Consider the following 13,447-nt stretch of genomic DNA (forward strand, 5'->3'; position numbering starts at 1 on the left):
GATTGCGGCTAGGGGCCTACAGGAGTGAAGGCCTGGACGGTCGTATACACCCGCTCGAGCGATGCCACGAAGCGACGCGTAAACGCTTGGCAAGTTCCCCGCGGTTGGTTTGGAGAAGGCCCGTGCGAAGGCGCTGCGACCATGACGGCCATTTCTGAGGGCAAGCATCCGGCCGGCGACTTGTCTGGTCGAACCTCAGATCGCTCTGCAAACACCATCACAGCCAACGCACTGCGCGCATCCAAGGGTTTGCACAGTCGAAAAACGGACAGGCTGATGCTCGCTAGGCAAGTATCACCATTGGATAGTAAGCAGGTCCTCTGAAAGCGGTGGTGGTCGCTTGGCTTCGATCTCATTGATTGCCGTTGCAAGCCTTTCGACTGTCTCCATAAAACACCGGGCCAAACGACTTAGGTAGTCTACAGTCACGCTATCCAAAATCTTGCCGTCAAGATCGCGACCATTTCGATGCACGCAGTGGTGGCGCCCTTGGACGGATTGTAGAATCAGGTCTCGTTTAACTTTGTCGTTTGGCAGAAGATGATGGCCAATAGCTGCACGCAGCATACCATTCAGGAATTCGAACCGGTGGAACTGGGTCTTTTTCCGGAGCTGGGCGACAACGACGTCGCGCACCAAATTCGGCTGTGACGCCACCGTCATCAGCGATACTTGCTCTACTTTCAAGTCGGGGTGCCACTCCACCATCGCTTTGGCGACAACACGATCTTCGAATGCAAGCTTGATCACGGCATCGGACAGGTAGGCTTCGATAATCGAGAACAGTTGGACAAGCAGCATTCTATTGATGCCGGCTGCGCCCGACCTCTTGTCGCCAACTGCGTGTAGCAGACCTAGCCACTCGCCAATTGCTTGGTTGAATATGACACGAGGATGAGGCTCCGGCTCCATGTCCTCGAGCCATTGGTCATACGAATAGTCCAACTGTTCGAATTCGGCTTTCGTCTTGGGATCGTCGGTGAGATGAGCTTCCCATCCAGTTAAATGAGCCGTGATCGTGACCGGAAACACGTTCCCGCAAGTCTCACATTCTATCTCGATATCTGAAGTTGCTATCGCATCCGATGCAGACTCGGCGGAGAGGTCCGCAGTGGGCACTTCGTCAAGCCAGGCCTGCGCCGGGATCCCGCAGACTGGGCAACGCGCCACGACGTGGAATTCACCTTCGGCCATCAGAGTCCCACCAAGCGTCCCGTTTCGGTCAAGCAAACCACGGCGGGAGCTCGGGCGTCAAAGTAAGCGAGGCCGTACCTGTTTCGAGCCTCGATTTTCCCGGCCCGCAACATCGCTACCACGTTATCGGCAGCGCAAGCTTCCGCGGGTGTCGTTTTGGTGAAGTGCACGACGTAGTTCGACATATCTTGCCATTCGAGCTTGTGCCGCCCGCGCGGTTCGATCGCCATTCGCGCCTCCCGCTTTTTTAGGGCAGGTCAGCCGACGCGGCCATCCAGATCGTGATACCTGTTTTCGAGTTCCTCGAGATCGTCGTCAGTGTCTGTGATGACTTTCTCTAAGGCGCGACACAGCATGTCGAATGCCTTCTCCAGGTGACCTGCAGCCTTCAGAGCTTCTGCGTCCTGGAGCGCTTCTTTAGCAGTCTGGAAGCGAACGTATTCTTCAATCTGGGGCGTGGGGGGGTCGCGCGTTGGCAATTTTCGATTCGCCATTCTCATGCTGCTGGCTGGTCGGATCAAGGGGGGTCGCTCCGGACTACCGCTTTCGAATTTTCTCGTAGCCCTCCAGCGTGAACATTTCTTGGGTGATGGTCCCAAGGAAGACGTTTGATAGCTGTACCATATCGAAGAATGCCGCCAGATTTGTCAGGCTGACCGTTATGTGGCGCGATCGAATATTGCCATCTGGCAGCATTTTCATGTGGTGAAGGACGATCTCCCCTTTGTCCGCGTTGAAGGATGCAGGGATGGCGTGCAGCAAGATGTTGCGGCTAAGCGCAATCTCTTTTCCGTCATGGTTGGCGAGAATTTTCAGCCGGGAGGTCAGTTCGCGCATATCGGTCTTGTATCCGCGCAAGGGCGGGTACTTGTTGAACCACTTTTTTAGCAAGTCGATCTTTTTCGAGAAGGAAACAGGGTGCGTTTCGAATAGCACTTCAGAATGGTCCGGCTTGTTAACTTGAATGATGAGCGCATCTAAGTGATGCTCCATTCGAGACCATGCAGCGGCAACCCTTCCTAAAGCCTCTAGCGCCGGCGCGGCATGGGCAGGGTCCTCGTCGACCAGGCTGTGATAGAAAGCAAACTCGATACCGCTTCGTTGCCACCCATCTTTATCAGGCGCGCCCCAAGATTCAGACATGTCAAGCCCTCTCACGATGATGGAAATCAACGATCTGCGAAATGCATGTCACATACGATAAATTCCGCAAACCGCAGCAATTCTAGAGATATTAAATGAAAATGAAATAAAGCTTCGAAATAGTATTGTCTAAAGCGAACAGTTTTTGGCCATACTCTATTGCCAATGGCAACGAACATGGCTAGCCGTAGTGGACGGTGCTGTAACACCCGTCCACTACTTCTCTCGCAAAGGCACTGGAGTGCCTTCACATGAGCAATTCAGCTAATATCACATTTGCGTCTGAATTTACACGCCGTTCGATAATGAACGGTCTAGCTGCCACGACCATCGCCGTGGCTACCGTCCAGGCTTCGGACTCCGCAACACTCCAATGGAACGTATGAAATCTTCTTGCCGGGAGTACATGGATGCGCTCGAGGAACACCTCTCGGCAAGGGCATGAAGCCGGTCTGGTACAGCCTCGCGGATGATTTTGACTTCGGCTTCGTTTGCAGGATCGAAACCACAGAAGCCTGAATCGATCAGCTTCGCAGTGCCGCCCCTTCGTCGCGGCGGCATTTGTGCGACTGCCCTGCGGAACCCCCACCGGAACCCTGATGGCGACCAGCACGAGGTTATCAGTAGAAACAGCTACGTAATTTATTGATTTTGTTGGCTTATTTGGTGAGCGCGATGGGATTCGAACCCATGACCTACTGATTAAAAGTCAGTTGCTCTACCGGCTGAGCTACGCGCTCCCGCGGGCTCAGAAAGGCCGCCCTCGAAATTGCGCGGAACATAGGGAGAGTGCCTCTGCCGGTCAACCGGAAAAAGACGGCTCCCAGACCGGACCTTCCTGCCGCGTCATCATGCCGTGCGGTGCGCTTCGGCGTTGACGGAATTGCCTCCGTCTCGCGCAAGGGCCGAAGCTCGCGCTTGGCGGGACAAGCGCAAGCAGCGAATCGAGAGAACCTTTGCAGATCAGCAACTTGGGATTCTTAGCGGAACAATTTGCGCAGCCTGCCCGTTTTTCCGCGACAAGGGACACGCGTTTCAAGGAGAAGATCATGAATAGGATCATGTCGGGCCTGCTGGCGACCACCCTTTCGATCTCATTCGCTGCCGCGGAGATCGTGCCAGTCAACGCTCAGCCCAGCTATGCGCCCCCTGCCCAAGGGCTCACCTCGAATGTCCAGACCGTCCAGTACGAGCCGTGGCGGAGGCACCGGAATTTCAATCGCGATTTCTCGCGTCGCGATTTCTCCCGGCGCAGTTTTGCGCGTGACGACGGCATGTATTGGCGTGGCCATCGCGGCTATCGCGAATATCGTCGCGGCTATCGCCGCCATGGCGACTACTGGTTCCCGCTGGCCGCTTTCGCCACCGGTGCGCTGATTACCGGCGCTATCATCAACAACCAGAATCGTGTCTATCGTGGCGATGCACACGTGCAGTGGTGCTATGACCATTACCGGAGCTATCGTGCGTCTGACAACACGTACCAGCCCAATTACGGCCCGCGCCGGCAGTGCCGGTCGCCTTACTGAGTCGTGATTAGAGACTGTAAGCCCGCGCCCGCAACGGCGCGGGTTTCTCATGAGTGCGAATCGGTGCCATCCCTGCTTATGGCGCACTTAGCGTCCTGCGCACAGCGTGGCGCCAGCCGGCCAGCTTGGCGGCACGTGTCGAAGCATCCATCTCCGGCTTGAACCGGCGCTCGAGCGCCCAACTCCTGGCGAATTCCCGCGCCTTCGGCCAGGCACCCGCCTTCGAGCCGGCCAGCCATGCCGCGCCAAGCGCGGTCGTCTCGAGAATTGTCGGCCGGTCGACCGGCGCATCGAGAATGTCGGCCAGCCGCTGCATGGTCCAGTCCGACGCCACCATGCCGCCATCGACCCTGAGCACGGTCTTGGCCGAAGCGCCCTTCCAGTCCTTGCGCATAGCGTCGAGCAGATCGCGCGTTTGGAACGCAACGGATTCCAGCGCCGCGCGGGCAAATTCCGCCGGCCCCGAATTGCGGGTCAGCCCGAAGATGGCGCCCCGCGCCTCGGCATCCCAGTGCGGTGCGCCGAGCCCGACGAAAGCCGGCACCAGATAGACGTTCTGCGTCGGATCGGCCTCCGCCGCCAATTTGCCGCTCTGCTCGGCCTTGCCGATCACCTTGATGCCGTCCCGCAGCCACTGCACGGCGGCGCCGGCGATAAAGATCGAGCCCTCCAGTGCATAGGTGGTCTTGCCGCTCAGCCTGTAGGCGATGGTGGTCAAAAGCCGGTTCTTCGAACGCACCAGATCGCTGCCGGTGTTGAGCAGCGCGAAGCAACCGGTGCCGTAGGTCGATTTCATCATGCCTGGCTCGAAACAGGCCTGGCCGATCGCCGCCGCATGCTGGTCGCCGGCCACACCGAGGATTCTGATCTCTGTGCCGAACAGACTTTTGTCGGTGATTCCAAAATCATCGGCACAGTCTTTCACCTGCGGCATCATTCTTGCAGGTATACCAAGAATGGCCAGCAACTCGTCATCCCAGGCGTTTTGTTCGATGTTGTAGACCAGCGTGCGCGAGGCATTGGTGGCGTCAGTGGCGTGGACCTTGCCGCCAGTCAGGCGCCAAATCAGGAAGCTGTCGATGGTGCCGGCCAGCAGTTCGCCCTTCTCGGCGCGTTTTCTGGCGCCCTTCACCTTGTCCAGCATCCAGGCGATCTTGGTGCCGGAGAAATAGGGATCGAGCAGCAGGCCGGTCTTTTTCGTGAATTTCTTCTCCAGCCCCAGCTTCTTCAGTTTCTGGCATAGCGGCGCGGTGCGGCGGTCCTGCCAGACAATCGCGTTGTGAATCGGCTCGCCGGTCTCCTTGTCCCAGATGACGACGGTTTCGCGCTGGTTGGTGATGCCGATCGCGGCGACGTCCGCTGCGTTGCGGCCGGCTGTCTTCAGCGCGGCCCTCACCGTTTCCACGACGCTTGACCAGATTTCCTCGGGATCATGCTCGACCCAGCCGGAGGCCGGATAATACTGGGTGAATTCCTTTTGCCCGCTGCCGACGACCTTCATCTTGTCGTCGAACAGGATCGCCCGGCTCGATGTCGTTCCCTGGTCGATTGCAAGGATGTATCCGGTCATTCTCTCTCCCGTCGAAGCGAATTCAAGGTGCTGCGATGTCTCGGCGCCAGATAGCGCGGAGCCGTTCACGCAAACAGGGGAGACGGCAACATGCCGCCTCCCCTGCGTATGGCGATGCGGGCGCGAACGCCCGCATCAAACAGCCCTATTGCTGCCAGCTCTTCACCAGCTCGTCATAGTTGATGGTGACCGGTTTTTCCTTCTCGTTCTCGATCTTGAGCTGAGGAGCGAGATTGCCCTTCTTGACCGCGTCGGCGTTCCAATAGGCGAGGTCATGCTCTTCGGCCATCTTCGGGCCGATATCGCCCTGGACGCCCGACTTCTCGATGCGGCTCATCACTTTTTCCTGCTCGGCGCAGAGCGAGTCCATCGCTTCCTGCGCGCTCTTGGCGCCCGATGAAGCGTCGCCGATAGCCTGCCACCAAAGTTGTGCCAGCTTCGGATAATCCGGCACGTTGGTGCCGGTCGGCGACCATTGGACGCGTGCCGGCGAGCGGTAGAACTCGATCAAGCCGCCGAGCTTCGGCGCACGCTCGGTGAAGCTCTTGTCGTGGATCGTGCTCTCGCGGATGAAGGTCAGGCCGACATGGCTCTTCTTCACGTCGACCGTCTTCGAGGTGACGAACTGCGCGTAGAGCCAGGCGGCCTTGGCGCGGTCGGTCGGCGTCGACTTCATCAGCGTCCAGGAACCGACGTCCTGATAGCCAAGCTTCATGCCGTCCTTCCAGTAGACGCCATGCGGCGACGGCGCCATGCGCCACTTCGGCGTGCCGTCGTCGTTCAGCACCGCCTTGGCGCTGGCGTCGACCATGCTGGCGGTGAACGCGGTATACCAGAAGATCTGCTGGGCAACCGCGCCCTGCGCCGGCACCGGCCCTGACTCAGAGAAGGTCATGCCCTGGGCTTCCGCCGGTGCATAGGCCTTCAGCCAATCGAGGTACTTCTGGATGGCATAGACAGAAGCCGGACCATTGGTGTCGCCGCCGCGCGCCGTGCAGGAACCGACCGGTCGCGAATTCTCGTCGACCTTGATGCCCCATTCGTCGACGGGCAGACCGTTCGGAATGCCCTTGTCGCCATTGCCAGCCATCGACAGCCATGCGTCGGTGAACCGCCAGCCGAGCGACGGGTCCTTCTTGCCATAGTCCATATGGCCGTAGACCTTCTTGCCGTCGATCTCGCGGCCGGTGAAGAACTCGGCGATGTCCTCATAGGCCGACCAATTGACCGGCACGCCGAGGTCGTAGCCGTATTTAGCCTTGAAGTCCGCCTTGTTCTTCTCGTCATTGAACCAGTCGTAACGGAACCAGTAGAGGTTCGCGAACTGCTGGTCGGGAAGCTGGTAGAGCTTCTTGTCGGGCGCGGTGGTGAACGAGGTGCCGATGAAATCCTTCAGGTCGAGATTCGGGTTGGTGACATCCTTGCCGTCGCCTGCCATCCAGTCGGTCAGGTTGCGCACCTGCTGGTAGCGCCAGTGCGTGCCGATCAGATCGGAATCGTTGACCCAGCCGTCATAGAGGTTCTGGCCGGTCTGCATCTGGGTCTGGATCTTCTCGACGACGTCGCCTTCCTGGATGACGTCATGCGTGACCTTGATGCCGGTGATGGCCGTAAAGGCCGGCGCAAGCACCTGCGATTCATACTGATGCGTGGCGATGGTTTCGGAGACCACCTTGATATCCATGCCGGCGAAAGGTTTCGCGGCATCGATGAACCATTGCATTTCGGCTTCCTGGCCGGCGCGGTCGAGCGTCGAGAGGTCGCCGATTTCCTTGTCCAGGAAGGCCTTGGCCTCGTCCATTCCGGCATAGGCATTGCTGGCCCCTAGCAACAGGACAAGCGCAGTTGTTGATGTCAAGAATTGCCGTCGCATGTATTTCCTCCACTGTTAAAGTTCAAAGCGCGATCTGGATCGGCGGCCGGCACGCCGCCGTTCCAACAGTTTCCCCCTCTATACGTAGCGGAACACACCGACGGCGTAGACCACGGAGAGAGCGAGAGCCCACCACAGATTGGGTCCGACTAGACCCAGCCAAGCGAGATGGATAAAGGCGCTGCCCAGCAGCGACAGGAACAGGCGGTCGCCGCGCGTCGTTTCGAAGCGCAGCACGCCGACGCGCGGATTGCCGCCCGGCGAGACGTATTCCCACACCGCCATGCCGCAAAGCAGCAGAAAGATGGTTCCAAAGAAGGCCGCGGTCGGCCACGTCCAGGCCATCCACGAAAAATCGAGGTTGGACGAGAGGTTAAATCCCCACAGGCGGATATTGGCCGGATCGCTGAAGCCTACCGTTATTGCCACGAAATCGATTTGAAGTGCCACCCAGGCCACGACGACCAGGGCAAGAAACAGCACGGCCCACCACCATGGGCTTCTGTCGACCTGCTCCATCATACCCTCCCCAGGGCAAAGCCCTTGGCGATGTAGTTGCGCACAAACCAGATGACGAGCGCGCCGGGAATCAGCGTCAGCACGCCGGCGGCGGCAAGCAACCCCCAATCCATACCGGCGGCCGAAACGGTGCGGGTCATGGTCGCGGCGATCGGCTTGGCGTCCGTGGTCGTCAGCGTGCGGGCGATCAAGAGCTCCACCCACGAGAACATGAAGCAGAAGAAGCACGCCACGCCGATGCCGCTCGCAATCAGCGGCATGAAGATCTTGATGAAGAAGCGCGGGAACGAATAGCCGTCGATATAGGCGGTCTCGTCGATCTCCTTGGGCACGCCCGACATGAAGCCTTCGAGGATCCACACCGCCAGCGGCACGTTGAACAGGCAATGCGCCAGAGCCACGGCGATATGGGTGTCGATAAGGCCGAAGGCCGAATAAAGCTGGAAGAATGGCAGCGCGAACACCGCCGGCGGCGCCATGCGGTTGGTCAGCAGCCAGAAGAACAGATGCTTGTCGCCGAGGAAGCGATAGCGCGAAAAAGCATAGGCAGCAGGCAGTGCCGCAGCCACCGAAATCACCATGTTCATAACCACATAGGTGATCGAGTTGATGTAGCCCGAATACCAGGACGCGTCGGTGAAGATGGTGCGGTAATTCGCCAATGTCGGCGCGTGCGGGTAGAGAGTCAGAGACGAGACGATCTCGCCATTGGTCTTGAAGCTCATATTGATGAGCCAGTAGATCGGCAAAAGCAGAACGACGATGTAGAGCGTCGGCACGATCCACCACCAGCGCGACTCCTCGCCGCGACGGCGCATCAGCCGTGCGATCTCGTCCTGTCGCAGCGTGCTGGCGAGCCCTTCCGAAGCTGTCGTCTCGCTCACCCTATCGGCTCTCTCTTCGGTGCGGCTCATCTCAACGCTCCGCGTCGTAATTGGTCATCACGGTGTAGAACACCCACGACAACAGCAGGACGATAAGGAAGTAGACCAGCGACATCGCCGCCGCCGGGCCGAGGTCGAACTGGCCGAGCGCGGTCTTGACGAGATCAATCGAAAGAAAGGTCGTCGAGTTGCCGGGGCCGCCACCAGTGACCACGAACGGCTCCGTGTAGATCATGAAGCTATCCATGAAGCGCAGCAGCACGGCGATCAGCAGCACGCGGTTCATCTTCGGCAGCTGGATGTAGCGGAACACCGCCCAGCGCGAGGCACCGTCGATCTTGGCTGCCTGATAAAAGGCATCCGGGATCGAGACCAGGCCGGCATAGCAGAGCAGGACGACGAGGCTTGTCCAATGCCAGACGTCCATGATGATGACCGTGACCCAGGCGTCATATGGGTCTTGCACATAATTATAGTCGATGCCGAGCGCGTTGACGTAATAGCCGAGCAGGCCAATGTCGTTGCGCCCGAACACCTGCCAGATGGTGCCGACGACGTTCCACGGGATCAGCAGCGGCAACGCCATCAAAACAAGGCACACAGGCACGCCCCAACCCTTCTTCGGCATATTGAGCGCAATGAAGATGCCGAGCGGCACTTCGATCGCCAGGATGATAAAGGAGAAGACAAGGTTGCGGATCATCGCCTGCCAGAAGCGGCTCGAGGAAAGCAGTTCCTCGAACCATTCCGTGCCGGCCCAGAAGAAGACGTTATTGCCGAAAGTGTCCTGCACCGAATAATTGACGACCGTCATCAGTGGTATGACCGCCGAGAACGCCACCAGCAGCAGCACCGGCAGCACCAGGAACCAGGCTCTATTGTTCCAGGTCTTTTCCACTTCAGGCCCCCATCTCGACGCGCCAGGAATCGGCATAGATGTTGATACCGGCTGGGTCGAACCGCACCTTCGGATCAGCCGGAACCGTCTCGTCCTCGCCGATGACGGCGGCGATCTCGCGCCCTTCGAGATTGGCACGGACCACCTTGTGGCGGCCGACGTCCTCGACCTTGCTGATCCGGACGGCCATGCCCTGGCTGCCCAGGCGCACATATTCGGGACGGATGCCGAGCTCGATGGCGCCGCCACCGGCCTTAGGCACGCCCGGCAGTTCGATCTGCTGCGAGCCCAGCCGCGCAGTCTTGCCGTCGATCGCCACCGGCATGACGTTCATGCCGGGCGAGCCGATGAAATAGCCGACAAAGGTGTGGCGCGGGCGCTCGAACAGCTCTGCCGGTGTGCCGATCTGTACGATTTCGCCGTCATACATGACGACCACCCTGTCGGCGAAGGTCAAGGCCTCGGTCTGGTCGTGCGTGACATAGACCATGGTGTAGCCGAAGCGGCGGTGAAGCTGCTTCAACTGGGAGCGCAGCATCCATTTCATATGCGGGTCGATGACGGTCAAAGGCTCGTCGAACAGGATGGCATTTACGTCGGAGCGCACCAGCCCGCGTCCGAGCGAAATTTTCTGCTTCTGGTCAGCGGTCAGTCCGCGCGCCTTTCGTTTGGCCATATCGGCCAGCCCGGTCATCTCCAGCGTTTCGCGCACCTTACGGTCGACGTCAGCCTCCGGCACGCCGCGATTGCGCAGCGGGAACGCCAGATTGTCGTAGACCGTCATCGTGTCGTAGATCACCGGGAACTGGAAGACCTGGGCGATGTTGCGCTCTTGGGTCGACAGATTGGTCACGTTCCTGCCGTTGAACAGCAACTGGCCGTGTGAGGGATGCAGCAATCCCGAAATGATGTTGAGCAGCGTAGTCTTGCCGCAGCCGGACGGGCCGAGCAGCGCATAAGCGCCGCCATCCTCGAAGGTGTGGTGCACTTCCTTCAACGCGAAATCGGCATCCGTGCGCGGGTTCTGCAGATAGGAGTGGCGGATATGATTGACATCGATGCGCGCCATCGCTTCCTCCTAAGCCGCCAGCTTCGGCGCGGCCACGGCGCGGCCGTGCTCGTCGAAGACCATGATGTGGCGCGGGTCGATAAACACCTCGACCTCCTCGTCCGGCTCGAAGTCGCGAATGCCGTGGGTCAGCATGACCCAGCGCGCATCGGCAAAATCGAGATGGATGAAGCTTTCCGATCCGGTGATCTCAGTGATCGTCACCTTTGCGCGCACCGGCACTGCGGCGGCGTTGGGCCGATCGAGGGAAAGATGATGCGGCTGGAAGCCGATCGTATAGATCGCATCGGCAATGCCGAAGAGTTCGGCCGGCACCGGCAATTTCACACCGCCCTCGAGCAGGAAATCCAGGCCCTTCTTGGCAAGCACAATGGTGTTGAGCGGCGGATCGGCGAAGGTTCTCGCCGTCACCAGATCGACCGGTTTGCGGAACACTTCGATGGTCGGCCCGAACTGGGTGATGCTGCCCTCGGAAAGCGTTGCCGTGTTGCCGCCGAGCAGCAAGGCCTCGTGCGGCTCGGTCGTGGCATAAACAAAGATTGTGCCGGCGGCCGCGAAGACTTTCGGCAGTTCCGCGCGTAATTCTTCACGCAGCTTGTAGTCGAGATTGGCGAGCGGCTCGTCGAGCAGCACGAGGCTGGCATTCTTGACGATGGCGCGGGCCAGCGCGGTGCGCTGCTGCTGGCCGCCCGACAGACTGAGAGGCGTCCGGTCGAGATAGGGCGTGAGTTTGAGAAGGGCGGCCGCATTGCGCACCTCCCTGTCGATCGTTGCCTGATCTGTGCCGGCTACCCGCAGCGGTGAGGCGATGTTTTCGTAGACCGTCATCGCCGGATAATTGATGAATTGCTGGTAGACCATGGCGACGTTGCGCTTTTGCACCGGCATGCCGGTGACATCCTTGCCATCGAACCAGACCGAGCCCGAGGTCGGCACGTCGAGGCCCGCCATCAGCCGCATCAGGCTGGTCTTGCCGGAGAGCGTCGGCCCGAGCAGGACGTTGAGCGAGCCGTGCTGAAGCGTCAGCGAGACATCGCGGATATGGTCCGCCGCACCCACCGTCTTCGTCACGTTTCTCAGTTCAAGCATGATGCCTCCTCCCAGGCTTTCTGCATCAGTCGGCCGTCCCTATTCGGCAGCCGCTACGTGCTGCCGGCTTATTCCGCGCATGAACTCGTCGAGCACTGCCGCCTGCTCACGGCTGAGACGCAGGCCGCGCTTGGTCCGGCGCCACAATACATCCTCGGCAGTCATCGCCCATTCGTTTTCGGCGAGGTAGCGCACCTCGGCTTCGTAGAGATCGGCGCCGAAGTTGCGGCCAAGATCGACGTTCGATTTGGCGAGGCCCAGCAGCTTCCTTGCGCGGGTGCCGTAGAGCCGGGTCAACCGGCGGGCCAGCCGCGCGTCGAGGAACGGGTACGCCGTTTTCAGTTTCGCCACTTCGGCATCGAAGCCGGTAACGGGAAAGTCACCGCCGGGCAGCGGCGCGTTTGCCGTCCATGGCTTGCCGCGCTTGCCGAGAAAACCCTCGATCTTCTCCAGCATCGATTCCGACAATCGGCGGTAGGTGGTGATCTTGCCGCCAAAGGCATTGACGATCGGGGCGGCACCCTCGCCTCCATCGGCCTTCAGCACATAGTCGCGGGTGGCTTCCTGCGCCTTTGAGGCGCCATCGTCGTAGAGCGGGCGCACCGCGGAATAGGTCCAGACGATATCCGACGGCTTGACCGGCTGCGCGAAATATTCGCTTGCCGCAGCGCAGAGATAGTCGATCTCGGCATCACTGATCCTGACGTCGTGCGGATCGCCGGGATAGTCCCGGTCGGTGGTGCCGATGAGCGTGAACTCGTCTTCATAGGGGATGGCGAAAATGATGCGCCCGTCCTTGTTCTGAAAGAAATAGGCGCGTGGGTCGTCGAATTTCTTGCCCACGACGATGTGGCTGCCTTGTACGAGGCGGACATTGTGCACGTCGTTCAAGCCGACGGTGGCCGACAGCACCTGATCGACCCACGGGCCGGCGGCATTGACCAGCAGCCGCGCCTTGACCTCCTCGGTATCGCCGGTCCGCACGTTTTCAAGCCTGACCGTCCAGAGATTGCCTTCGCGGCGTGCGCTGACGACCTTTGTTCGGGTTCGAATGGTTGCGCCGCGCTCGGCAGCGTCGCGGGCGTTCAACACAACCAGCCGGGCATCGTTGACCCAACCGTCCGAATATTCGAACGCCTTTCGAAACAGCGGCTTCAGCGGTTTGCCGGCGGGATCCTTGGCCATGTCCAGCGTTTTCGTCGGCGGCAGCAATTTGCGCCCGCCAATATGGTCGTAGAGGAAAAGCCCGAGCCGGATCAGCCAGGCCGGACGCAGCCCCTTGGCGTATGGCAGCACGAAGCGCATCGGCCAGATGATATGCGGCGCGTTCCTCCACAGGACCTCGCGTTCCATCAGCGCTTCGCGCACCAGGCGAAACTCGTAGAATTCGAGATAGCGCAAGCCGCCATGGATCAGTTTGGTCGAACCGGAAGAGGTTCCGCTGGCCAGATCGTTCATCTCGGCAAGAAATACCGAAAACCCCCGCCCAACGGCATCGCGGGCGATGCCGCAGCCATTGATGCCGCCACCGATGACGAAAATGTCATGGATCGGTGATGCGCCCAAAGAGTCCTCCCTCGATTTCGCATTGCGGCATTTTTGGGTTCTTGCGAAACCGTACGGGGATTATTTCGAAATGATAACGAATGTCAAACGAAATATCATTGGCGACAGATGCC

General features: G+C 59.7%; 13 protein-coding genes and 1 tRNA gene. 1 reads left to right on the forward strand and 13 read right to left on the reverse strand.

Annotated features, from left to right (window positions below; all coding sequences use genetic code 11):
* Positions 1-294 precede the first annotated feature (294 nt).
* The 5 genes from NKJ72_RS19375 to NKJ72_RS19395 all read right to left on the reverse strand — a co-directional run bounded on the left by NKJ72_RS19375 (position 295) and on the right by NKJ72_RS19395 (position 3,077).
* Positions 295-1,194: a hypothetical protein gene (locus NKJ72_RS19375; RefSeq protein WP_352478949.1), complete on the reverse strand. Its 900-nt coding sequence runs from the start codon at positions 1,192-1,194 to the stop codon at positions 295-297.
* Complete coding sequence (locus NKJ72_RS19380; protein ID WP_352478950.1) at positions 1,194-1,424, reverse strand: hypothetical protein; 231 nt, start codon at positions 1,422-1,424, stop codon at positions 1,194-1,196. The genes NKJ72_RS19375 and NKJ72_RS19380 overlap by 1 nt, the downstream gene beginning before the upstream one ends.
* A gap of 27 nt (positions 1,425-1,451) precedes the next feature.
* Positions 1,452-1,688, reverse strand: coding sequence for a hypothetical protein (locus NKJ72_RS19385; RefSeq protein WP_352478951.1), 237 nt, complete (start codon positions 1,686-1,688; stop codon positions 1,452-1,454).
* 43 nt (positions 1,689-1,731) lie between these two features.
* Positions 1,732-2,337, reverse strand: a complete 606-nt coding sequence (locus NKJ72_RS19390) for a hypothetical protein (RefSeq protein WP_352478952.1) — start codon at positions 2,335-2,337, stop codon at positions 1,732-1,734.
* Between the two features lie 664 nt (positions 2,338-3,001).
* Positions 3,002-3,077, reverse strand: a tRNA-Lys gene (locus NKJ72_RS19395).
* Between the two features lie 309 nt (positions 3,078-3,386).
* Here NKJ72_RS19395 and NKJ72_RS19400 point away from each other — a divergent pair.
* Complete coding sequence (locus tag NKJ72_RS19400; RefSeq protein ID WP_254817344.1) at positions 3,387-3,866, forward strand: BA14K family protein; 480 nt, start codon at positions 3,387-3,389, stop codon at positions 3,864-3,866.
* A 76-nt stretch (positions 3,867-3,942) separates the two neighbouring features.
* Here NKJ72_RS19400 and glpK read toward each other — a convergent pair whose 3' ends face one another.
* The 8 genes from glpK to glpD all read right to left on the reverse strand — a co-directional run bounded on the left by glpK (position 3,943) and on the right by glpD (position 13,334).
* Positions 3,943-5,436 (reverse strand): glycerol kinase GlpK, encoded by a 1,494-nt coding sequence (gene glpK, locus NKJ72_RS19405; RefSeq protein ID WP_352478953.1) that lies wholly within the window; start codon positions 5,434-5,436, stop codon positions 3,943-3,945.
* Between the two features lie 145 nt (positions 5,437-5,581).
* On the reverse strand, positions 5,582-7,309 hold the full coding sequence (locus tag NKJ72_RS19410) for an ABC transporter substrate-binding protein (protein WP_254817346.1): 1,728 nt from the start codon (positions 7,307-7,309) through the stop codon (positions 5,582-5,584).
* Positions 7,310-7,387: 78 nt separating this feature from the next.
* Positions 7,388-7,654: a DUF2160 domain-containing protein gene (locus NKJ72_RS19415; protein WP_031193610.1), complete on the reverse strand. Its 267-nt coding sequence runs from the start codon at positions 7,652-7,654 to the stop codon at positions 7,388-7,390.
* Between the two features lie 173 nt (positions 7,655-7,827).
* Complete coding sequence (locus tag NKJ72_RS19420; protein WP_352478954.1) at positions 7,828-8,742, reverse strand: carbohydrate ABC transporter permease; 915 nt, start codon at positions 8,740-8,742, stop codon at positions 7,828-7,830.
* Between the two features lies 1 nt (position 8,743).
* Positions 8,744-9,610: a carbohydrate ABC transporter permease gene (locus tag NKJ72_RS19425; RefSeq protein WP_023674893.1), complete on the reverse strand. Its 867-nt coding sequence runs from the start codon at positions 9,608-9,610 to the stop codon at positions 8,744-8,746.
* A 1-nt stretch (position 9,611) separates the two neighbouring features.
* Positions 9,612-10,679: an ABC transporter ATP-binding protein gene (locus NKJ72_RS19430; protein WP_254817349.1), complete on the reverse strand. Its 1,068-nt coding sequence runs from the start codon at positions 10,677-10,679 to the stop codon at positions 9,612-9,614.
* A gap of 9 nt (positions 10,680-10,688) precedes the next feature.
* On the reverse strand, positions 10,689-11,768 hold the full coding sequence (locus tag NKJ72_RS19435; RefSeq protein ID WP_352478955.1) for an ABC transporter ATP-binding protein: 1,080 nt from the start codon (positions 11,766-11,768) through the stop codon (positions 10,689-10,691).
* Positions 11,769-11,807: 39 nt separating this feature from the next.
* The gene (gene glpD / locus NKJ72_RS19440; protein ID WP_352478956.1) at positions 11,808-13,334 is read right to left on the reverse strand and encodes a glycerol-3-phosphate dehydrogenase; all 1,527 of its coding nucleotides are present in this window, start codon (positions 13,332-13,334) and stop codon (positions 11,808-11,810) included.
* Positions 13,335-13,447 lie beyond the last annotated feature (113 nt).

This window comes from Mesorhizobium sp. M0045 (genome assembly GCF_040323385.1).
In the GTDB taxonomy this organism is placed as follows: Bacteria; Pseudomonadota; Alphaproteobacteria; order Rhizobiales; family Rhizobiaceae; genus Mesorhizobium.